Origin of the sequence: Neobacillus niacini, from assembly GCF_048572935.1 — a bacterium.
Classification (GTDB): Bacteria; Bacillota; Bacilli; order Bacillales; family Cytobacillaceae; genus Neobacillus; species Neobacillus niacini.
In genome coordinates this window covers 5,517,558-5,540,133 of sequence record NZ_CP183883.1, presented here as the reverse complement: position 1 = coordinate 5,540,133, position 22,576 = coordinate 5,517,558, and the positions used below count along the sequence as shown (strand labels likewise).

Annotated in this window: 18 protein-coding genes; 9 read left to right on the top strand and 9 right to left on the bottom strand. The window is 37.8% G+C overall.

Annotated features, from left to right (window positions below; genetic code table 11):
• Positions 1-285: 285 nt before the first annotated feature.
• Both ACN6MT_RS27190 and ACN6MT_RS27185 read left to right on the top strand, forming a co-directional pair.
• Positions 286-1,830 (top strand): xanthine permease, encoded by a 1,545-nt coding sequence (locus ACN6MT_RS27190; RefSeq protein ID WP_419953978.1) that lies wholly within the window; start codon positions 286-288, stop codon positions 1,828-1,830.
• A 19-nt stretch (positions 1,831-1,849) separates the two neighbouring features.
• Positions 1,850-2,299 (top strand): nucleoside deaminase, encoded by a 450-nt coding sequence (locus ACN6MT_RS27185; RefSeq protein WP_034673621.1) that lies wholly within the window; start codon positions 1,850-1,852, stop codon positions 2,297-2,299.
• 77 nt (positions 2,300-2,376) lie between these two features.
• Here ACN6MT_RS27185 and ACN6MT_RS27180 read toward each other — a convergent pair whose 3' ends face one another.
• Positions 2,377-3,246: an alpha/beta hydrolase gene (locus ACN6MT_RS27180; protein WP_419953977.1), complete on the bottom strand. Its 870-nt coding sequence runs from the start codon at positions 3,244-3,246 to the stop codon at positions 2,377-2,379.
• Positions 3,247-3,648: 402 nt separating this feature from the next.
• Here ACN6MT_RS27180 and ACN6MT_RS27175 point away from each other — a divergent pair, with 402 nt between their 5' ends.
• From ACN6MT_RS27175 to arcC, 3 genes are all read left to right on the top strand, one after another.
• Positions 3,649-5,196 carry a xanthine permease gene (locus ACN6MT_RS27175; protein ID WP_419953976.1) on the top strand — a complete coding sequence of 516 codons (1,548 nt, stop codon included), beginning with the start codon at positions 3,649-3,651 and terminating at the stop codon, positions 5,194-5,196.
• Positions 5,197-5,297: 101 nt separating this feature from the next.
• Positions 5,298-6,485: a tetratricopeptide repeat protein gene (locus ACN6MT_RS27170; protein ID WP_419953975.1), complete on the top strand. Its 1,188-nt coding sequence runs from the start codon at positions 5,298-5,300 to the stop codon at positions 6,483-6,485.
• Complete coding sequence (arcC, locus tag ACN6MT_RS27165) at positions 6,478-7,455, top strand: carbamate kinase (RefSeq protein WP_419953974.1); 978 nt, start codon at positions 6,478-6,480, stop codon at positions 7,453-7,455. Before ACN6MT_RS27170 ends, arcC begins: the two co-directional genes overlap by 8 nt.
• Before the next feature lie 61 nt (positions 7,456-7,516).
• Here arcC and ACN6MT_RS27160 read toward each other — a convergent pair whose 3' ends face one another.
• Positions 7,517-8,221: a response regulator transcription factor gene (locus ACN6MT_RS27160; protein ID WP_419953973.1), complete on the bottom strand. Its 705-nt coding sequence runs from the start codon at positions 8,219-8,221 to the stop codon at positions 7,517-7,519.
• Positions 8,222-8,419: 198 nt separating this feature from the next.
• On the opposite strand from ACN6MT_RS27160, the gene ACN6MT_RS27155 reads away from it, so the two are divergent.
• From ACN6MT_RS27155 to ACN6MT_RS27140, 4 genes are all read left to right on the top strand, one after another.
• Entirely contained in the window at positions 8,420-9,889 is a 1,470-nt protein-coding gene (locus ACN6MT_RS27155) for an amidohydrolase family protein (RefSeq protein ID WP_419953972.1), read from the top strand.
• 121 nt (positions 9,890-10,010) lie between these two features.
• Positions 10,011-11,576, top strand: coding sequence for a glutathione ABC transporter substrate-binding protein (locus ACN6MT_RS27150; RefSeq protein WP_419953971.1), 1,566 nt, complete (start codon positions 10,011-10,013; stop codon positions 11,574-11,576).
• 74 nt (positions 11,577-11,650) lie between these two features.
• Positions 11,651-12,874 carry an amidohydrolase gene (locus ACN6MT_RS27145; RefSeq protein ID WP_419953970.1) on the top strand — a complete coding sequence of 408 codons (1,224 nt, stop codon included), beginning with the start codon at positions 11,651-11,653 and terminating at the stop codon, positions 12,872-12,874.
• Positions 12,875-13,663: 789 nt separating this feature from the next.
• On the top strand, positions 13,664-15,232 hold the full coding sequence (locus tag ACN6MT_RS27140) for a glutathione ABC transporter substrate-binding protein (protein WP_419953969.1): 1,569 nt from the start codon (positions 13,664-13,666) through the stop codon (positions 15,230-15,232).
• Positions 15,233-15,302: 70 nt separating this feature from the next.
• On the opposite strand, the gene ncs1 is transcribed toward ACN6MT_RS27140, so the two are convergent.
• From ncs1 to nikB, 7 genes are all read right to left on the bottom strand, one after another.
• Positions 15,303-16,745 (bottom strand): NCS1 family nucleobase:cation symporter, encoded by a 1,443-nt coding sequence (gene ncs1, locus ACN6MT_RS27135; RefSeq protein ID WP_419953968.1) that lies wholly within the window; start codon positions 16,743-16,745, stop codon positions 15,303-15,305.
• 12 nt (positions 16,746-16,757) lie between these two features.
• Positions 16,758-18,071: a sodium:solute symporter family transporter gene (locus ACN6MT_RS27130; protein WP_419953967.1), complete on the bottom strand. Its 1,314-nt coding sequence runs from the start codon at positions 18,069-18,071 to the stop codon at positions 16,758-16,760.
• Entirely contained in the window at positions 18,068-18,760 is a 693-nt protein-coding gene (locus tag ACN6MT_RS27125; RefSeq protein WP_419953966.1) for a response regulator transcription factor, read from the bottom strand. The genes ACN6MT_RS27130 and ACN6MT_RS27125 overlap by 4 nt, the downstream gene beginning before the upstream one ends.
• A gap of 18 nt (positions 18,761-18,778) precedes the next feature.
• The gene (locus ACN6MT_RS27120) at positions 18,779-19,528 is read right to left on the bottom strand and encodes a sensor histidine kinase (protein WP_419888803.1); all 750 of its coding nucleotides are present in this window, start codon (positions 19,526-19,528) and stop codon (positions 18,779-18,781) included.
• Positions 19,529-19,627: 99 nt separating this feature from the next.
• A complete protein-coding gene (locus ACN6MT_RS27115; protein ID WP_419888802.1) occupies positions 19,628-20,620 on the bottom strand; it encodes an ABC transporter ATP-binding protein in 993 nt (330 codons plus the stop codon).
• Positions 20,620-21,633, bottom strand: coding sequence for an ABC transporter ATP-binding protein (locus ACN6MT_RS27110; protein WP_419956537.1), 1,014 nt, complete (start codon positions 21,631-21,633; stop codon positions 20,620-20,622). Before ACN6MT_RS27110 ends, ACN6MT_RS27115 begins: the two co-directional genes overlap by 1 nt.
• A gap of 16 nt (positions 21,634-21,649) precedes the next feature.
• The gene (nikB, locus tag ACN6MT_RS27105) at positions 21,650-22,570 is read right to left on the bottom strand and encodes a nickel ABC transporter permease (RefSeq protein WP_419888801.1); all 921 of its coding nucleotides are present in this window, start codon (positions 22,568-22,570) and stop codon (positions 21,650-21,652) included.
• Between the last annotated feature and the right edge of the window lie 6 nt (positions 22,571-22,576).

Below are 22,576 nucleotides of genomic sequence, written 5' to 3'. Positions count from 1 at the left end.
CATATTTATATGACATATTTTGTACAAAGTTTATTGTATAACGTGCCTAAATGAATACCTTTTATTTTGGTTTAGGTAGCCAATGACCAAGAAAGGGTTTCCATATAAAATTCTAGATGTAACCGGTTAACCATTATGAGTATTACGATTCTGCTTTATAAAAAATTTATCTAAGACAGGATGAAGTTTCTTTTAAAGGGAGGCAATAGCAACGAATAGTTAAGAATGTAACTCGCAATAATTTTTTTATCCAACAAACTAATTCATATTAAGAGGTGAAATATAATGGCTCAAACAGTTAAATTTTGGAAAAAAGGAGACTTTGCTGCTTCCTTCGGTTTGTTCGTTAATGTTTTGACAGACTTTTTGGTAATGATCTCATTATTAATTGGTGTAGTGGGTATGCCAAAAGAGTTTGTCTTTAAACAAATTGTCCCTGGCTTTGGTCTTGCTGTATTGCTATCTGGAATTGTATTTGCTTATTTTGCTTATAAATTAGCTAAGAAAACAGGCAGAACCGATGTTACTGCACTGCCATCAGGCTCTAGTTCGCCTGGTATATTTCTTATCGTATTTGTGATTATGCTTCCTCTGTATCATCAAACACAGGATGCTGCTTTCACAACAACAGTTGCTATCCTTTGGGGTTTTGTTGAGTCTGGAATTTTATTCCTAGGAGCATTCCTTGGTGAAACAATTCGAAAGATTGTCCCGAGAACTGTCTTACTGGCAGCTTTGGCAGGTTTGGCATTTGTATTCTTGGGCATGAATCCAATGCTGCAATCCTTTGAAATGCCTGTAGTAGCATTTGTTGCATTAATAATCATTTTCATGAACTGGTTAAGTAAACATCCAATATTAAAGAAAATACCTACTGGCTTATTATTGATCGTAGTTGGAACTGCCATTGCTTGGATAGCTGGGTATCAAAACCCTGCTGATGTTACGGAAGCTCTAAAATCATTCGGCTTTAATCCCCCAATGTTGCATTTAACTGGGTTTGCCGACAGTTTTAACGCTGCTTTACCATATTTATTAACGGCTGTACCTTTAGGGTTAGCAAACTACATTTTTAACTTGGAAAACGTAGAAGCTGCTGCGGTTAGTGGAGATGAATACAAAACTCGAGATGTTATGCTTACTAACGGTTTTTGTACTTTAATTGGCAACCTTTGTGGTAACCCATTCCCAGTAACTGTATATGTGGGTCATGCTGGCTGGAAAGAAGTTGGTGCAGGTTTAGGTTATTCTATTGCTAGCTCTGCAGCCATTTTCTTAATATCAATTTTCAGTCTTATGGGTCTGCTGCTTGCTGTAGTCCCAATTGCTGCTATTGTTCCGATGCTCGTATTTATTGCGATTGTAACAGGGCACCAGGTTGTCAAAGAAAGTCCAAAATTTGAAGCTCCGGCAATCTTTGTATGCTTCTTCCCATGGGTTGCTAACTGGGCACTTGTTGCGGTTAATAATGCACTTTCAGCTGCTGGTGTGTCTGTGGGCGAGGCTGCCAATCAAGTTTCTTCACTAGCTCTGCACAATGCTGGACTTTTCTACGATGGCTTGGTTGCTCTAGGTAATGGTGCTCCTATTTCAAGTGTTCTTTGGGGTTGTATAGCTGTATTTACCATCCGTAACACGCCAATTGGAGGCATTATTGCTGCAGTGCTTGGAGCCGTTTTAACACTTGTTGGTGCCATTCATACAACCACAATCGGATTTGCACAAGCAACTGCAATGCCTTTCGTTTGGGGATATCTGCTAATTGCAGTCTTCTTAGCGTATAAACTCTATGTAAATAAGAAGGATAATATTGGTCCTGTAACAGAGTAAAAATAGGAGGAATTATGATATGGATTATATGAAATTAGCTGCCGATGCAACACTTGTTGGTATGGCGAACAAAGTTGGTGGACCATTCGGTGCTACAATCGTGCGCGGTGATGAAATTATCGCTGTAGTAAGCAACACCATGATGAGAGATACTGACCCATCTGCTCATGCTGAAATGGTTGCTATTCGTGAAGCTTGTAAAAAGTTAGGAACAATGGATTTATCAGATTGTGTGATCTATGCAACTTGTGAGCCATGTCCAATGTGTGTATCAGCCATTATTTGGACAGGGATTAAAGAGGTATATTACTGTAATACGAGTGAAGACGCTGATAAACATGGCTTCTCTGACATGCATTTACGTAAGTATTTAACAGGGGAAGATAAGAGTGTTCTCAAAATGGTTAAAGTAGAGCAAAGAGAAGATTGTGATCATTTGTTTGAGTTTTTTCATAAATCTAATAAATAACATATATCACCCATTCAATATATACAAACTTAAATTAAAATGCCCAGCTAAGATTTTTAATCTGCTGGGCATTTTTTTTACTTCAGGTGGTTTTTTAAGAAATCAATGACTTGTTTAAGTGCATGTTGAACAATCGGATCGTGGAAGTTTTTGTCAAATACATGCTCACCATTTGGAATCGTAATAAGTTTTGCTTCAACCGATTGTTTTATAAGCGCACCTCTCATAAATACGGACTGCTCGTATGGAACGTCCGTATCTTTCGTTCCATGTAATAATAAAGTTGGGGGAAATTCATTTGTAACATTACGATTCGGGCAAAAATGATACATTGCTTCTTTATTATTTACAAGATTTACACCTGTAATTTCTTCGATCCAAACCCCATTCTGTCTGGCGTAAACGTAAAATAGAAACCGTTCTTCTACAGAGGCCTCAGTTACTATTTTATCTGTTATAAGTTGGTAAGCAAGTTCTTTAGAAACAATATCCTTTTGACGATAATATTTACTTGGACTTGTTGCCCAGCTCCCAACAAGATCCCCGTATCCGTAAAAGGAAACAATTGCAGAGGGCTTATGAGTGAAAGTTCCAGTAGTAAGTGCTAAAAAGCCACCAGCAGAACTACCAACAATTGCAATTTTTTTCGGATCTATAGAAAATTGTTTTGGTCCTTCTCTTTGAATCCAAAGGAGAGCATCTTCAATATCTTTTATTATTTCCGGCAGCTTTGTGGCAGGAGCCAGCCTGTAGTCTATTGAAAAAAGTGAGAAGCCATTGTTGGTATAAAGTTGTACCATTTCTTCACTTATTTCTTCTCTTGTTCCCCAAATTAACCCGCCACCATGGATATATACGATGACAGGTGCATTTTCTCGATTAGTCCCATAAAAATCTGCCTTTATTGAGAAATTTACATCTTCTTTATAAATTACAGTTTTCTTCACTTTTATTTACACGTCCTGTCTTATGATTGTTTCAATTAATACTAAAAAAAATAGTCATATAATGCAATTAAAAGATTGTGCAATATAACAAATAATTGCGTTGTTTTTAAGTTTTTCTAGTCTAAAATTTAGGACATATTTTGTACATACATTATTGTATAACTTGCCTAAATGAACAGCTTTCTTTTTGGTTTTGGTAGCCAATGACCTAGAAAGCTTTACCTACTAAAATGAAAGATGTAAGGGGTTACGAAATGCTATTATTTCTCTTTTTGATTTATAAAATCTCCAGAGAAAAATAATTCTCTGCTACAAAGGAGGCAAATGAAATAAAAGAGTATGCAATAATGTGAGCAAATTTTTTACATCCAACAAACTAATTCATATTAGAGGTGAAAGGTAATGGATCAAACAATTAAATTTTGGAAAAAAGGGGATTTAGCAGCTTATTTCGGCTTACTTGCTAATAACTTAACCAATCTCCTAACCATGATGTCGTTATTAATTTTTGTCGTGGGTATTCCATCAGCAGTCGTTTACGGGAAAATTGCTCCAGCTTTTGGAATGGGGATATTTATCGCAAGTTGTGCGTATGGCTTTTTTGCTTATCGACTAGCTAAAAAGACAGGAAGGACAGATGTAACAGCATTGCCTTCGGGACCAAGTGCACCGTCGATATTCACGGTAACATTTTTAGTAATATTGCCAGTTTATACCCAAACAAAAGATTATGAATTTGCGATTGGCATCGCATTAGTATGGTGTTTCGTAGAAGCTATGATTCTAGTTGTGGGGTCACTATTAGGAGATACGATAAGAAGAGTCATTCCTAGGACAGTATTATTATCATGTTTATCTGGTCTTGGACTATTGTTATTAGCCATGAATCCGATGTTACAAGCGTTTGAAGCACCGATGATCGCTTTTGCAGTGTTAATCATCATTTTTATAAATTGGTTTGGTAAATCACCGGTATTTGCAAAAATTCCAACAGGGTTTTTATTGCTTGCTGTAGGTACAGGGATTGCCTGGGCTTTAGGTGTAATGGAGCCAGGTGCAATTTCACAATCATTATCATCTTTTGGATTCAATCCTCCATCTTTGAATATTGATGGTTTTATGCAAGGGTTGCCACACGCTCTTCCGTATTTGGCTTCCGCTATACCACTAGGTCTTTCGAACTATGTGTTTGACTTAGAAAATATTGAAAGTGCCCATACTGCAGGGGATGAATATCAAACCAGACAAGTTATGTTAACAAATGGAATTGCTTCTTGTATTGGTGCAGCATTTGGAAATCCATATCCAGTAACAGTTTATGTTGGACACCCAGGCTGGAAATCAATGGGCGCTGGTATTGGCTATACAGTTGCAACGGGTATATCAATGTTAATTCTTTCACTTTTTGGTATAGGTGCATTTTTATTAGCGGTCATTCCGGTCTATGCCATCGCTCCTATCCTTGTTTATATCGGAGTTGTAACAGCAAATCAAGTGGTTCGTGAAACTCCGAAACTTGAAGTGCCAGTTATCTTTATTGCATTATTCCCATGGATCGCTAACTGGGCTCTAACTCTAGCTAATAATGTACTTGGTGCTGCAGGAACGGCCGCGGGCACTGTAGGGATTGATAAACTTGCTAGTAAAGGGGTTTATTACGAAGGATTATCCCATTTAGGAAATGGTGCACCGATTGCCAGTCTATTATGGGGATGTATAGCCATATTCGCTATTAATGATAAACCGTTACGTGGTGCTGCCGCAGCAGCAGTAGCAGCCGCATTGTCTATCGTAGGATTTATCCACTCTCCAACAGTCGCATTTGCTAAGGGTGCTTCTGTAGAATTTTTCTTTGGCTACCTAATGATTGCAGGTATATTTGTCATCAAATATGTGATGGATCGTAGTAAATCGCAGCCAAAACCTGAAACCGGAAAAAATGCAGCTTAATTAAATTTTTCGGAATTCACCTTCGATAGTTAAGCCCTTCAGGCTCTCGAAGGTGAGATTTATTTATCACCAAAGAATGGATAAAGGGGGAGAATGTTTAAATGAATCAAAAAATGGAGCTAATCCAATCAAGTGAACGTGGAGATATAGAATCTGTAAAACAATTATTAGATAACGGGGTTGACGTCACTTTTAAAGATGCTGAGGGTCGAACAGCATTAATGGCTGCTACTCAAAAAAATCAACTCTCAATTGTGAACCTGCTATTAGAAGCTGGCAGTGATGTAAATACAAGAGATATTACACAATTAACACCATTTATTTGTTCTGGTGCAAATGGATTTCATGAAATTTTAAGTTCCATGCTCCATTACGGAGCAGATTTAAAAAGTGTAAATCGATTTGGAGGCACTGCCTTATTACCTTCTAGTGAAAAAGGCTATCTTAAAACGGTACAAAGATGTTTGGAAGCTGGTATTCCAGTCAATCACGCTAACAATTTAGGCTGGTCTGCTCTATTAGAGTCAGTCATTTTGGGCAATGGAGGACGACTTTACTCCTTGATCATTGAATTACTTGTAAAAGCAGGTGCGGATGTAAATTTACCAGACAGGGATGGGAAGTCGTCACTTCAGCATGCCAAAGAATTAAAGCAGGAAAAAGTAGTAAGGATTCTTACGAATGAGTATGTTGAACAAAATGAATATATAAACCGTGCAAAAGCTTTCTATCTAGATGATAAGTATGAAGAAGCAATTTCAGAAATGAATCACGCTATTGAGATAGATTCAAATAATGTAGATTATTATTTTTACAAAGGCTATTCTTTGCAAGAACTAAAGCGTTATGATGAAGCCCTCAAAGAATATCAAAAGGCGTTAATCCTAAACCCGAATGAACTTGATTATTATTTTTATACTGCTAATTGCTTAAGGCTAATGAAGAAACCAGATGAAGCACTAGCTGAATATGACAAAGCATGTGAATTAGAACCTACTGAAACATTTTACCGTTACCATAAATCAAATTACCTTAGAGAACTAGGCAGACATGAGGAAGCTGTAACCGAAATGGATAAGCTTTTAGCACTTCAGCCAAATAGATATGACTTTTCTTTCCATAAAGCAAACAGTTTGAGGTCCCTCGGAAGGCATGAAGAAGCGATTGAGGCAATTGAAAATGCAATTACAAACGACCCAGCCAATCCTTTATACCAATTGCATAAGAACCAATCACTTGAATTATTAAAACAACAATTAGATGTACAGGAGGAAAGTGTGAATGAGTAATTTAGTTATAGTTGCAATTGGCGGGAACTCTCTAGTTCGGGACAATGGACGCGACTCTGTTCAAGATCAATATGAAGCAGTTCAGGAAACCGCAGTTAATATCGCAGATATGGTTCAAGAAGGATACAATGTAGTAGTGACACATGGAAATGGTCCACAGGTTGGTTTTGGACTTAGAAGATCTGAAATTGCAAGTGAAATTGCAGGTATGACAGATGTGCCACTTGTCAATTGTGTGGCAGATACACAAGGCGGTATTGGATATCAAATTCAACAAGCCTTAACAAACGAATTTACTAAAAGAGGTATAAGTAAAAAAGTTGCTACGATCATAACACAAGTTGAAGTTGATATTAATGATCCGAATTTCGAAAATCCAACAAAACCGGTTGGTTCGTTCTTCACTTTAGAACAAGCAGAACAAATGAAAATGGAACATCCTGAGTGGACTTTTATGGAAGATTCCGGACGTGGTTATCGTAGAGTGGTTCCATCACCAAAACCAATTGATATTGTTGAAAAAGAAGCCATCAAATCATTGATAAATGCTGGGTACGTTGTGATTGCAGCTGGCGGCGGCGGTATTCCTGTTATAAAAACAAGAGAGAATGAGTACATGGGTGTTGACGCGGTAATAGATAAAGATTTTGCTACCAGCCTTTTAGCTGGACAAGTCAATGCTGAGACATTAATTATTACAACTGGTGTTCCAAGAGTATGTATTAATTTTGGAAAACCAAATCAGTTGGCCCTAGAAAAAATTACTGTTGAAGAGACAAAACAATATGTTCTTGAAAACCACTTTGCACCAGGCAGTATGCTGCCAAAAATTGAGGCTAGTTTAAGCTTCTTAGAAAATGGCGGAAAGAAAGTCGTTATTACAAACCCAGAAAGTTTACAAGATGCGATTAATGAAAAACAAGGTACTCACATTGTCAAATGTTTAAGTACATCTCATTGCATGCAATAGTAGGTGATAACAGAAGTCCGGCACTATTTATAAAAGTGCCGGACTTTGTTTTGAAAAATTGTTATTTACTTCTTTCCTTCTCCCGAAATTCGGTTGGGGAAACTCCCTCTATTTTCCGAAATAATGTACTAAAATAGTTTTGACTGCTAAAACCTGAGTTTTCTGCAACATCGGCTATGGTCCATTTTGGAGTCGTTATTAAAAACCGTTTCGCCATATGGATACGATACTGAATTAAATACTCCGAAAAAGATAGACCTACTTCTTCGTGAAATTTCCGGCTTAAGTAGGTAGGGTTAGCATGAACCTTATTTGCGATATCTGAAAGTGAAATCTTTTCAGCATACTTTTCGTGAATGGCCTTGAGAGAGCATTGAATTAAGGTGGAATAATTATGAGAATATTGATGCTCTTTATACTTTGATAGAATCTTTAGCAATTCACTCTCGATAACCGGCTTCGTTAAATAGTCAACAACCCCAATTCTAATGGATTGCTGAGCATAGCTGAAATCCTGACAGGCAGTTACCATGATTATTTCTATATCTTTATTGCTCTGTCGCAGTTCCTCCCCAAATTCAAGGCCAGATTTCCCTGGAAGATTAATATCTAAAAACGCTAAATCGATTTCATTATTGAGATGAATGAAATGAGCTTGACTCGCATCGGAAGCCTTAAACAAATTCCATGACGGAAATTCACATTGTAACAAGTATTCTAGTTGTTCTATCTCTAATGGTTCATCATCAAGTAATAAGACATTCATTTTCATGCAGCCCCTCTGTAAAGATTCCCACTTTATTCTTTTATTTAATTTAAACAAAAGGAAATTTGAAGTAAATATAATGCAGGCAAGAAGTAGAAAAAGTTAAAAAAAGAGTAATAATTCCGAAAATAATTACGTTTATCATTTCCTATAATTAAGTTATTAATCAGTATTACTAGATTGAAAGGAGAATTAAAAATGATTACAAAGCTTAAGGCAAAATATGTGATTGGTTTTGATGGAGATGATCATGTCATTTTAAAAGATTCAGAGGTTGTATACGAAAACGATACAATTATTTATGTTGGAAAGAACTACTCTAAAGAAGTAGATGCGGTCATTGATGCTGGGAATGCGGTCATAAGTCCAGGATTTATCGATTTAAATGCACTGGGTGATATTGATCACGATATTCTTCATTTAGAAGCAAGCAGTGACAAGCAGAAAAACCTGCTTTGGTCAGAGCGTTATGTTGAAAACGGACATCATGAAGTTATGACTGCTGAAGAAGAATCATTTAAATCACTTTATGCTTATTCTCAATTGATTCTTCATGGGGTAACAACTGCTATGCCGATTACATCCGTGTTTTATAAAAAGTGGGCAGAAACGTATGAGGAACTAGCCGAAGCCGCCAATCATGCAGGAAGATTAGGATTAAGAATTTATCTGGGACCTAGTTATCAATCTGGGATTAGAGTCGTGGAGCCGGATGGAACAATTAAGCTTTATTGGGACGAAGAAGCAGGGAGAGCAGGACTTGAGCGGGCCGTAAAGTTTGTTGAAGAATTTGATGGTGCCTATAATGGATTAGTTAAAGGCATGCTTGCACCTGAACGGATTGAGTGCCAAACAGAGGAAAGTTTGAAGCAAACTAAATTTTATAGTGAGAAATTAGATGTTCCAATAAAACTTCATGCTGCGCAGGGAAGCTTTGAGTATCACACACTACTTGAGAAACACGGTATAACACCTATTCGATATTTGTATAATCTTGGTTTTTTAGGACCGAAAACCGGAATCCCACATGCTCATTTTATTGCGGGTTATAGTGAAGCTCTCGGGGGCGAAGGTGATGATATAGCTTTGCTAACAGAAACAAATACAACCGTAATCCATTGTCCATTAATTATCGGAAGACATGCTTCTGCATTAGAATCATTTGCCAAATATAAAAGGGCAGGAATTAATTTAGCAATGGGGACTGATACGTTTCCTCCAGATATGTTTCAGAACATCCGCACGGGCAGCATGCTGTCACGACTAATAGAAAAAGATGTTAAAGACTCCACCTATGCAGATTTATATCGTGCGGCAACTCTTGGCGGAGCTAACTTCCTTGGAAGAGATGACCTTGGAAGGATTGCTGTAGGGGCGAAAGCCGATATTATTGTGATTGACTTAGACGGCTTCCATATGGGTGTGATCGATGATCCGATTCGTACAATCATCGCTAATGGATCAGGAAGGGATGTTAAATTATCGATTATTAACGGCAGATTGGTTATGCGAGACCGAAAAATTCCAGATCTAGATTTAGAAGAAATCAAATCCAAAGGTCAAAAATATTTTAACAAAATGAGAAAAGGATATTTGGAAAGAGATTTTCAGCAACTTCCCGAAAATGAATTGCTTACTTCATCATTTAAAACCGTGGATTTCGTCTAATTCTGAAAAGAAGTAAAGATATTGAAAAATAAAGTAAATATTTTTGAAACAAAGTAGTCTGAATATTTTTTATAATTAGTCAAGCACACATGCTAATAAAATATTCAGGGGGTTAGAGGGCATGAAAGAAAAATGGAGATTAGGAACATTCTTACTAATCATGTTTATTGCAATCGTCATTACCGGCTGTTCTACTAAAAAGGACGTAAGTACAAAGCAAAATAATGGTGATACCGCTTCACATGATGGCGGTACATTAGTTATTGCTCGTTTGTCAGATGCTGAGAATTTAGATCATCATTTCATGTCGACAATCAACGCCGCAAGTGTTACACATGGGAAGATTTATGAGGGGCTTGTAGGACGTGATAAAAATGCTGAAATTAAGCCTTTACTTGCAGAAAACTGGAAACAGGTTGATGATTTAACTTGGGAATTTTACCATAAAAAAGATGTGAAGTTCCATGATGGAACTACCTTTAATGCAGAGGCGGTAAAAGCGACATTTGACCGGCTGCTAGATCCGGCTGTTGGTTCGCCAAGAGCGGTTGTATTTAAAATGGTAAAAGAAGTAAAGGTAGTGGATGAATTTACAGTTCAATTTATCTTATCCGAGCCATTCTCACCATTACTTTCTATTTTAGCCAGCCATGAAGGCGGTATTATTAGTCCGAAGGCAATTGAGAAGTTCGGTAAAAAAAGTATTAATGAACCGAATGGAACAGGTCCATTTGTTTTTGAATCTTGGACTCCTGGTCAAGAAATTGTCTTTACGAAGAACAAGGAATACTGGGGACCAAAGGCTAAAGTGGATAAAGTTGTATTCAAGGTAGTGCCGGAAGAAACAACTAGAATCTCCATGCTTGAAGCTGGAGAGGCCCATATTGCTGAACCGCTCTCCGTGCCGATGATGTCTTCAGTAGAAGCTTCGTCAGCAGTTGAGGTATACCGAAGTGAAGGATTTGGTACAGAGTATATTGGCTTTAACGTTCAAAAAGAACCATTTAATGATGTCCGTGTTCGTAAAGCCATCTCTCATGCGGTTGAAATGGATTCGATTATAAAGGGTGTATACAATAATGTTGGTAAAAAGGCGAATTCATTATTAGGCTCAAAGGTCTTTGGCTACCATGCTGATATGAAAGCCTATGAATATAACCTTAATGAAGCAAAGAAATTACTTGCTGAAGCTGGCTATCCAGATGGGTTCGAAACGACATTAAAAACAATGGATAGCAAAGAAAGAATCAACATGGCAGAGGTGCTTCAATCACAGTTAAAAGGAATCGGTGTTAAAGTAAATATCCAAGTCTTAGAATATGGTACGTTCGTTGAGCAGGCAAATAACGGGGATTCAGAGATATTTATCCTAAGTTGGAGAAACGCGACGGGTGATGCCGATTATAATCAATACAACCTTTTCCATACCAATTCTCACGGAGCATCTGGAAATACCTTCTTCTATAGTAATAAAGAGGTGGATAGCTTAATTGAAGCTGCCCGTAAAGAAAAAGACCCAAATAAACGTATTGAACTATATGCACAGTCACAAGAATTAGAAATGGAAGAAGCGGTATATATTCCAGTAAGGGTGATTGAAAATCTCGCTGCTGTAGCCAAAAATATCCAGGGCTTTGCAATCAGCCCATCTGGTTATTTAGAAATTAATGACGTTTCAATACAATAGGAAAAAGGATAAGAGGGATATCCATGAGGATACGCCCTTTTATCTTGTAACAGTAATAGAAAGGATGTTTTAATATGAATCGTACTTATTGGTTAACAAATGCCCGCTTAGAAACGGGATATATAAAAGAAAATGATAGAGTAGCAGGAACAAAAACAGAGCTATTTCACTTATTAATAGAGGATGGTAATATCGAAAAAATAATCAAAGGATCAGTGCCTTTTGGAAATGAACTGCCTGTAAAGGATGCAAAGGGTTTGCTCCTCTTACCCTCCTTTATTGAAAAGCATGTTCATCTAGACAAGACTTACATGGGGGAGGACTGGCGGGCTTGTATCCCAGCTTCAGGTGTAATTGAACGATGTAAAATAGAAAAAAATATTCTAGCATCCATTCCTTCCAGCACACAGCAGCGTGCAGAAGCTTTGCTGGAAGTTTTATTATCATATGGATCCACCCATGTAAGAACCCACGTGGATATCTATCCGGAGGCAGGTTTGCACAATTTGGAAGGTGTCCAGCAAGCATTAGAAACATATTCTAATAGGCTAAGTGCAGAAATTGTTGCCTTTGCCCAGCATGGCTTGCTGCGTCCTGGTACTGTTCAACTGATAAGAGAAGCAGTAAGAAACGGTGCAGGGATTGTAGGGGCTGTTGACCCGGCAACTGTGGATAATAATATCGAAGCATCCTTAGTACAATTAATGGATTTGGCTGTTGAAGGAAATGCTGATATCGACTTGCATTTACACGATCCTGGACACTTAGGAACGTTCACAATGAAACGTCTTGCTTATTTAACCAAGCAAGCAGGGTGGGAAGGAAGGGTAGCTGTCAGTCATGCATTCGGATTGGGAGATGTCTCCAAAGAAGAAGCAATAGAAATGGCAGGGATTTTAAGAGAAGCTGGAATCTCTATTGTAACCAGTCTTCCAATTGGTCGGAATATTCCACCGGTAAATATTTTAACAGATTGTGGAGTGGATGTAGCCGTTGGGAATGATAATATCTATGATTCTTGGTGGCCAACAGGAAATGGTGATGTTCTTGAAAGGGCTGGACGTCTGCTTGAACGATTCAGATGGACAGATGAGGTTTCACTTGGTCAAACGTTAAAGTATATTACAGGTGGAAAGACCCTATTAGACCACGAGGGGAACCAGTCATGGCCGAAAGTAGGCGATGTGGCTAGTATGGTACTAGTTGAAGCTAGCTGTACCGCTGAAGCAGTTGCAAGACGGGCAAAACGCAAAGCCGTGATTTATAAAGGTAATGTAGTTTTTGAATCCCTACAATAATTAATTTTTGTAATAAATACAGCAAAGGGGATGTATTTTTCACATCCTCAGGCTGTCGAGAAACTCTCGACAGTCTTTTAATTTGCTCTTTTCGATAGAATATAGTTTTTTGTATACAAATGGACCGTTCCTTTCCGCTGCAGGTGCTTGCTTTCCGCGGGGAGGAAGTCGAGCCTCCTCGACGCTGCGCGTCTTTGGGGTCTCGACTTTTCCTCTACATCCCGCAGGAGTCAAGCACCTTTCGCTCCAATCCACTCTTTGCTTTCAATTTTAATAAAAGCAACAATCTGTTAGAAAAGAGCCATTATTTCATTGTAGGTTATGGGGATTACAAAATGCGAGTGAGCAAGTGTTACTTACCGCAGCATGCCAAAACATGAAAAAGATTGCCACACACTTGGCCAAGTCTGAAAAAGTGTGTGGCAATCTCCTGGTTCATTCCCCCTGTTGATTGGAGTGGAAGGTGCGAAGACTCCTGCGGGAGTACGGGGCTGGGGAGACCCCGCAGGCGCTAAGGCGCCGAGGAGGCTCCCCGGCACGCCCGCGGAAAGCGAAGCACCTGGAGCGGAAATCAACAGGCCTTTGGGCAGGCAAAAAATAAAAATTTTCGAGAAAAATACCTTTCTTAAAAATCTGGGGATGTATTTTTCACATCCTCTTTTTTTAATAGATTATAAAAAGTAGTAAAGAAATCGAAAAATTAAGTAAAAATATTCGACAACACAAGTTCGAATATTCTATATAATCAGATTTATATAGGGAAACTAAAGGGAACTGGGGGGAAAGCTGATGAAAGAAAAACTTATTATCGGAAAATTTATTATAGCACTGCTAATGGTAATGTTAATTACTGGTTGTTCTACAAATCAAAGTAGCAGCTCAAATGGTAATAAAAAGGAAGAAGATAAAGCTAAAGATGGCGGTACTTTAGTGATAGTTCGTTTAGCAGACGCAGAGAATTTGGATCACCATTTTATGAATACCATTAATGCAGCAAGTGTAACTCATGGAAAAGTGTATGAGGGTTTAGTAGGACGAGATAAAGATGCTCAAATCCAGCCTGTATTGGCAAAGTCGTGGAAACAGATTGATAGTAAAACATGGGAATTTAAATTAAGAGATGATGTGAAATTTCATGATGGAACACTTTTTAATGCAAACGCTGTCAAAACTAATTTTGACAGGCTTTTAGATCCGAATGTAAAAGCACCTAGAGCTGGTGTTTTCAAAATGGTTAGTGAAGTGAAAGTCATTGATGAATTTACAGTTCAATTTATCTTAGATGAACCGTTTGCCCCTTTACTCTCCATTCTAGCCAGTCATGAGGGAGGAATTATTAGTCCTAATGCGATTGAGAAGTTTGGCAAGAACATCATCAATGAACCAAATGGAACCGGGCCTTTTTCATTTGAATCTTGGACACCAGGCCAAGAAATAGTATTAGCTAAAAATGATCAATATTTTGGTGATAAAGCAAAGGTCGATAAAGTTATTTTTAAAATTGTTCCAGAGGAAACAACCAGAACCTCAATGATTGAAACAGGTGAAGCACATATAGCAGAGCCGCTTTCTGTAACGATGATGGATACAGTAGACGCTTCATCAGCAATGGAAGTCTATCGGAGTGAAGGTTTTGGTACGGAATATATTGGTTTTAACACGGAGAAAAAACCATTTAATGATATTCGTGTCCGAAAAGCGATTGCACATGCCATTGAAATGGATTCTATTATCAAGGGTGTATTTAATAACGTAGGAAAAAAAGCGAATTCTCTATTAGGATCTCAAGTATTTGGATATCATGAAGGTTTGAAAGCTTATGATTATAACTTGAATGAAGCTAAGAGATTATTGGCAGAAGCAGGATATCCTAATGGTTTAAAAATAATCTTGTCAACCAATGATGTAAAGGAAAGAGTAAGCCTTGCAGAAGTTGTTCAATCACAGTTAAAAGGGATTGGTGTTGACGTAGAAATACAGGTATTTGAAGCTGGAACTTTTATTGAGAAAAGAAATAGAGGCGAATCCCAAATGTTTATTAATAGCTGGAGAAATGCAACTGGTGACGCCGATTACAATCAATACAATCTTTTCCACTCGTCTTCAAAGGGACCTGCTGGTAATGTCTTCTTTTACAGTAATGAAAGGGTTGATCAGTTAGTTAATGCTGGACGAATAGAGAGTGATCCAGAAAAACGCATACAGATTTATGCGGAGGCACAAGAATTAGAAATGCAGGATGCTGTATATGTACCTGTACGTGTCATTGAAAACGTAGCTGCTGTTTCTAAAAATGTTAATGGTTTTAGGATCAGTGCGGCTGGGTATTTAGAACTTAATGATGTCTCAATTAAATAACCTGTTAATAGTAGGGAGAGGCTGGCTCTAATGGTTGGTAAGTGACAATCATTAGAACTAGCCTCTTTTTTTATTCCTTTATTGCACTTAATCCAAATTGTTTATTAAAATAATATAAAGCTAGATATAAAGGAATGGCTAGAAATATCCCTGTAAACCAAGAAATCCGAGTTAACGGACCAAGCAGGGGTACAAAATTACCCATTAGGCTTATTATGCCTGCAAAGATGGTTGCAATCATAGCGGGGAGATTAACCCCGTTAGAATATCGATTGTGGTTAATAGAATATAATTCTTGTAAATTAATTTCTTTTTTACAAATTAGGAAATAATTCGTCAGTGTTACACCAATGACGGGACTTAACAATCCTCCTACAACATTTAAAAAGGCAAATATGCTTGTTGGGTTCTCCATTAGCTTCCAAGGCATAATAAGTATACCGATAATGGTTGCAGCTAGAGCTCCTGTTTTAAAATTCAGTCTCTTCGGAAAAAGAGAAGCAAGTTGATAGCCAGCTGGTATGATATTTCCAACAATATTAACTGATAAAGTTGATAAGCAAATCGTTAACAGTGAAAGGGTAATCGCAAATCTACTATCGAATCGCTCCACCACTTCAAGTACATTCCAAATCGGAACACCAAAAGCAACCTCTGAACCCACAATGATTGAAATGCTGGCTACAGCAAATAATAAATAGGTAATAAACAGCCCAGAAATCTGTCCCATTGACTGGTCTTTATTAGAACGTGAAAACCTAGTAATATCAGAAACACTTAGAATTTGTGCAACCCAGGTCGCCATAATTGCTGAAACACAACTTATGAAAACGAAAATACTATTTCCTTGGACCCCTCTTGAACTATAGTTTAGAATAGCTTCAATTCCACCTGCCAATTTAATGGACCAGATAGCCATTCCGCCAAACACCAAAAAAATTAATGGTGATACCATTTTGGTTAACTTCCCTAATCGATCGATACCGGCAAAAATGAATAAAACATTAATGATCCAAAAGAGTAGAAAGGAAAGAAGACCAGAAAGGGTTAATCCGAAAAAGTTAAAACTTCCGCCTAAAGATAAATACTCTGGCCAAAATTCACCTATTAAAATACTAAGGGCAAGACTGCCTGCATAGGTTTGAAGACCAAACCACATAATCGCGGCAATAACGCCTCTTAGGACTCCAGGAAAGAGAGCACCCTTTATTCCATAGCTTGCACGGAGCAGAATAGAGAATGGAATTCCATATTTGCTGCCGGCATGCCCATTTAATACCATCATGACTGATAGTAATATCGAAGAAATGATAATGATAAAGAATACCTGCCAAATAGATAAGCCTAATGCAAAGAATCCGCCTATTGTTACATAGGAAGGCACGTTATGAACAGAGCCCATCCAGATAGAGAAAAATTGACCTATTTTCCATGTCCTAGCCTCAGATGGAGTTGGTAATAAATCTGGGCTATAATGGGCTTGATTTTCAACTTGTGCATGACTTTGTCCCAAACAAACCGCCCCCTATAGTAGCTTACTATTATTTCTTATTATTGTTTTATAGATTAAGACAAGTAAACAAAGAGCTGTTGAAATCATAAAGCTAAGCCATATTCCTTTAAAATCTTCCGTTCTTGTTACAAAAATATAGCCTCCAATAGTTCCAATAAAGGTTGAAAAGGGGACTATGAAAGGAAGAACACCTTTACTAAGGATGATATATAGAATGGGGCTAATCACCGCCGCATAAATATTCCCAGTGAAAAATAATAGCGTGAGCGGACTGGGAGTAAGAATACTGACAATGACAAGTAAACATACACAAACTGCACCCGAAAAAATATACGTGTATTTCCATTTTTCATCATTTGTTAGAGTAAAAAACATTTCCATTATATTTTTTACAAAAAGGGTAGTTGTGGCGTGCAATTCTGCACTGAGGGCCGAAGCGATTGAACTAAAAACAAATACCACGAATAGGACGATTAATATTGAAGATTGGATTCTGTTTACTAGTTCAGAGAACAAGGAATAAATATTATCAAAGCTTCTGCCGAATATTGTAATCATTAACAAGGAGGATAAAGCCAGTGGGATGGTTGCCCATATTAATCCTGTTAAAGTAAAGGTTATTTGAACCTTTTCTTTTTGAATGATAAACATTCTTTGCCATGAAGGACGGTCAATCAAAATTTGACCAAAGAAGACAAAGATTGCTGTGAAAATAAACCAAAAGGCATCCGTGTTCTTAATATACAATAAATAAGGATGATATAGCTTAATTCCGTCATAAACAGGATAAACTCCTTCTTGAATATAAAAGTAGACGGGGATAATAATGACGGCCGCAAAAATCAGGGTGACATTAACACCAGCTACTTGGTGAAGGCGCTGCATGCCCCCGGCTCCTCCGATAAAAAAACAAAAAGTTAAAAAAAGCAATAACCCAATAAAATAAGGAATTGGAAAAATCATCTGAATAAGAATTCCTGCGCCCATAGCTTGTACAAATAAGGAATGAAAGCTTGTTAGGATAAGAACTGTTATCATTAACCAATATCCGTTTGGTGTTAATTTTTGTCTTAAAACATCTCCAATCGTGTGCTGACCAGGGTGATTTTCACGGATTTTTTTTGCTAAAAATCCAAATAAAATAGAGGATAATGCCCCTACTAGTGAGTATCCAATTCCACCGATAAGACCATACTTAATCAAGGTTTCCGGAGAGGATAGGATCGTATTTCCTGTTACCCATCGAGCCAATAAACTAACAACCCCAAAGCTTACCCCGAGTTTAATGGCACCACTGATATATAACTGATAATCATTCTTTTTCAATGGAATGTCTCCCTTAAGCGAAAATCCCTTGGTGATTGTCCTGTCATTTTTCGAAAAATTTGGCTAAAATAATGCTGACTGTTAAAACCGCATCTTTCAGAAACCGTACTAATACTTAAATCAGGATACTCAACGAGCATTCTTTGAGCTTCCTTTAAACGAAACTCGTTTAAATACTCGGAAAAGCCCATCCCAACCTCCTCATGAAATTTTCTGCTTAAATAAGCAGAATTAATATGAATTTTTGACGCTAAATAATTTAACGTTAATTTTTCGCTATATTCCGCATGAATAATGTTTATCGCATTTACAATTTGTTCTGAATAACGCCCTAATCTTTCATACTTGCTTAACACGCCCATTAATTCATCTTCAATAATTGGTTTCGTTATATAATCAACAACTCCAAGTCTTATCGAAGTTTGAGCATATTTAAAATTTTGAAAAGCAGTAACCATTATAATATCAATCGTGTAAGTTTGCGTTAGTTCTTTAGCCAAATCCAATCCGTTCTTCCCAGGAATCTGAATATCTAGAAATGCAAGAAAGATGTCATGCTGCTTAACGATTTGGAGTGCTATGGAAGCATCTTGAGCTTTGAAAATCTTCCAGTTTGGAAATTTTTTAAGGATTAAATACTCGAGCTGCTCTAATTCTAGCGGTTCATCATCAACTAGCAGGATATTCATTCGAAATGTTCACCTTCCTTATATTTCAGAACTCAGTATAAATGGAAAAATAGCTAAAACGCTCGTTCCATTGTCTGAGTTGATTAATTGTACAGATGTTTTACCATCCGGAAATAATAACTCGAGTCTTTTTGTAATGTTTTCTAAACCAAGCCCTCTTTCCTGTGTAAGTTCCTCAGCACCTTCAACCGAATTGTTCCATACTGTGATATGGATGTCTTTATCCCGTTTTTCAATGGTTGTTTTTAAAAAGGCCTCACCAATATATTTCTCAAAAGAATGTTTAAAAGCATTTTCGATAAAGGTTTGAATAATAAAAGGGATGGTAATGGCTTGGTTTACATTTGGATCGATTGAAAATTCATAATGCAGCCTGTCCCGAAAACGTATTTTTTGTATTTCTAAATAATAATTGACGTAGGTTATTTCCTCATCGATTGTAATAAAAGTATTGTTTGTTTGGTACTTAAATTTAAGCAGCTTTGATAGCGTCTCAATCGATCGTATCAATTCTGTTTTACGATCCAGCCTTGCTAAGCTTAAGATTGAATTTAATGTATTAAAAAAGAAATGTGGTTGAATCTCTTGATTCAATTGGTTGTAAAGAGCAGTTTGCAGCTCTCTTTCTAAAGCGATTTCCCGTGTTTTTTTTTCCAGCAGGTCTATTCGCTTTTCAAAAATAAATAAAAAAAGCAATGTAAAGGCCCCTAGTAAAGGCACTAGAGCTGCAATCATAATGTTTAGGGAGAAAGCTTCAACTGTTAACATAACCGAAATTCTCCTTTATATGAAGAAAAAGGGAGGCAGTTGCTTCTCCCTTTTGTAATATAATATTTTACCGTAATATCTTATAATTATAAAACACTCTTACTTAAATTTTTCTGCGTAATGACAGCTTACCATATGATTTGTATACAATTCTCTTAAAGCTGGTTCTTCTGTTTTACATTTCTCTGTTGCAAATGGACAACGAGTATGGAATCGGCAGCCGCTTGGTGGATTAATAGGAGAGGGGACGTCTCCTTTTAAGATGATCCGCTCCCGTTTTAATTCCGGATTTGGGACAGGAATCGATGATAGCAAAGCCCGTGTATATGGATGCAGCGGTGTATCAAATAAATCCTTTTTATCGGCTATCTCAACGACTTTCCCTAGGTACATAACCATGACACGATCTGAAATATGTCTGACTACACTCAAATCGTGAGAGATAAATAAAAAGGTAAGTCCAAATTGCTTTTGCAGTTTCTTTAGTAGATTTAACACTTGTGCTTGAACCGATACATCCAAGGCCGAAACAGCCTCATCACATATTATTAGTTTAGGATTAACGGCAAGTGCTCTGGCAATCCCAATTCGTTGACGCTGACCACCGCTAAATTCGTGAGGGTAACGGTCAAGTGCTTCTTGGGGAAGACCAACATAGCCAAGTAGTTCTTGCATTCGATCCATTCTTTTTGACTTTTCTACTACTTCTTGGATTGCCATGGCTTCATTTAAAATTTGCTTTACGGTTTGCCTTGGGTTAAGAGAAGCGAAAGGATCCTGAAATATTACCTGTAAATCCCCTCGAAGCTTTCTCATTTCTTTCTTATTTAATCCTAAAATGTCTGTCCCTGAATAATAAACCTTTCCATCTGTAGGTTCATCAAGTCTTAAAATCGCACGGCCTGTTGTGGATTTTCCGCAGCCAGATTCACCTACAATACTTAGAGTCTCTCCCTCGTATAGCTTAAAGGAGATGTCGTCTACTGCTTGTACATAGGCTTTAGGCTTAAAAAGAGAGTCTGTTTTAACAGGAAAATATTGCTTTAAATGTTCTACCTCTAATAATACTTTCTTTTCTGCTGCTGCCTGCATTATTTTACAGCCTCCTCTTTTGCTTGAGTCCATTGATCTGTATACATCCAGCAGCGAACCTTTACACCATCATTTTGCTCCATTAACTCTGGCTGCTGCTCGTGACAAATCGGCTGCTGATGAGGGCATCTTGAAGCAAAGCGACAGCCAGCAGGCATATTGTAGGGACTAGGGACACTGCCTTCAATCGTTTGTAATTCTTCCTGGTCTTCATGAATTTTAGGCAGTGAATCTAGTAAACCTTGTGTGTATGGATGTCTTGGATTAGCAAAAATTTTCTCGGTTGGTGCATGTTCAATAATATTACCTGCATACATGACGGCTACCGTATCACAGGTTTCAGCAACGACACCTAAATCATGGGTAATCATAATGACACCCATGCCCAGCCTATTTTGCAAGTCTTTAATTAACTCTAGGATTTGAGCTTGTATGGTTACATCCAAAGCTGTTGTTGGTTCGTCTGCAATTAATACCTCTGGGGTACATGCAAGCGCCATCGCAATCATAACACGCTGACGCATTCCGCCGCTTAATTGGAAAGGTTCTTGTTTTGCCCTTTTTTCCGGGGAAGGAATACCAACAAGCTTTAACATTTCGACTGACTTTTCCCACGCGGCTTTACGTCCCATGTTTTGGTGCATTCGTAACGCTTCAGCAATTTGTTCTCCAACCGGTAAAACAGGATTCAATGAAGTCATTGGCTCCTGAAAAATCATTGAAATCTCATTACCACGAACCCTTCTCATTTCATCTTCAGATATTGTTACCAAATCTTTTCCTTTAAACAAAACTTGTCCGCCCGCTATTTTCCCAGGAGGGGAGGGGATCAAACGCAGAATGGAAAGAGATGTTATACTTTTTCCACAGCCGGATTCACCGACAATTCCTAAGGTTTCCCCTTTATACAGACTAAAATCGATGCCATCAACCGCCTTACTTACCCCGCGCTTTGTAAAGAAATGTGTTTTTAATCCTTTTACTTCTAAAATCGGTTTGTTATTCTCCGTCATCATCAATCACCACCTGTTAATTTAATTCAATCCGTTTATTAAAGAATCGGTATAGTACATCGACCAACAAATTCACTACGACGAAAACAAGAGAGGCAACTAATACTCCGCCTTGAACCATTGGTAAATCCCTCATTCGAATCGAGTCGACAATCATTCTGCCTAGTCCGTTGATAGCGAAGATTGATTCAACTAGAACCGTCCCGCCAAGCAAAGCTCCAAATTGTAACCCAACTACTGTAATAACTGGTATTAATGCATTACGTAATCCGTGCTTATAAATAATTACACTTTCACGTACCCCTTTAGCACGAGCTGTTCGGATATAATCCTGACGAATAACTTCAAGCATACTTGATCTTGTCATTCGGGCTACAATGGCGGCACCGCCCGCACCTAATGTCAGAGCAGGCAGGATAACATGAAGGAGGCTATCCCAGCCGGCAACAGGGAGTATTTGCAGTTTTACTGAGAAGAAATACATTAACATTAATCCAAACCAAAAGCTTGGTAATGAAATACCTAATAAAGCTACAATCATAACGGATGTATCTTTTAAGGAATAAGGCTTAATCGCTGAAATTATTCCAGCGGCCATTCCTAAAACAATGGTTATAAGGATACTAAAAAAGGCAAGTTCAATTGTAATAGGCAATCTCACCAATATTTCATCTAAGACAGGCTGACTATTCTTAAGTGATACTCCAAAATCTCCACGAAAAACGCTCGTTAAGTAATCAAAATATTGTACCAATAATGGTCTATTTAAGCCTAATTGCTCTCGTATGGCATTAATAGTTTCCTTTGAAGCTCCTTCGCCGGCAAGCAAAACTGCTGGATCACCTGGAACTAGCTGCATAATAAAGAATACGACAAAAGTTACCCCTATAATGACCGGAATCGTTTGCATTAACCGGCGTACTATAAACATCAACATCTAATA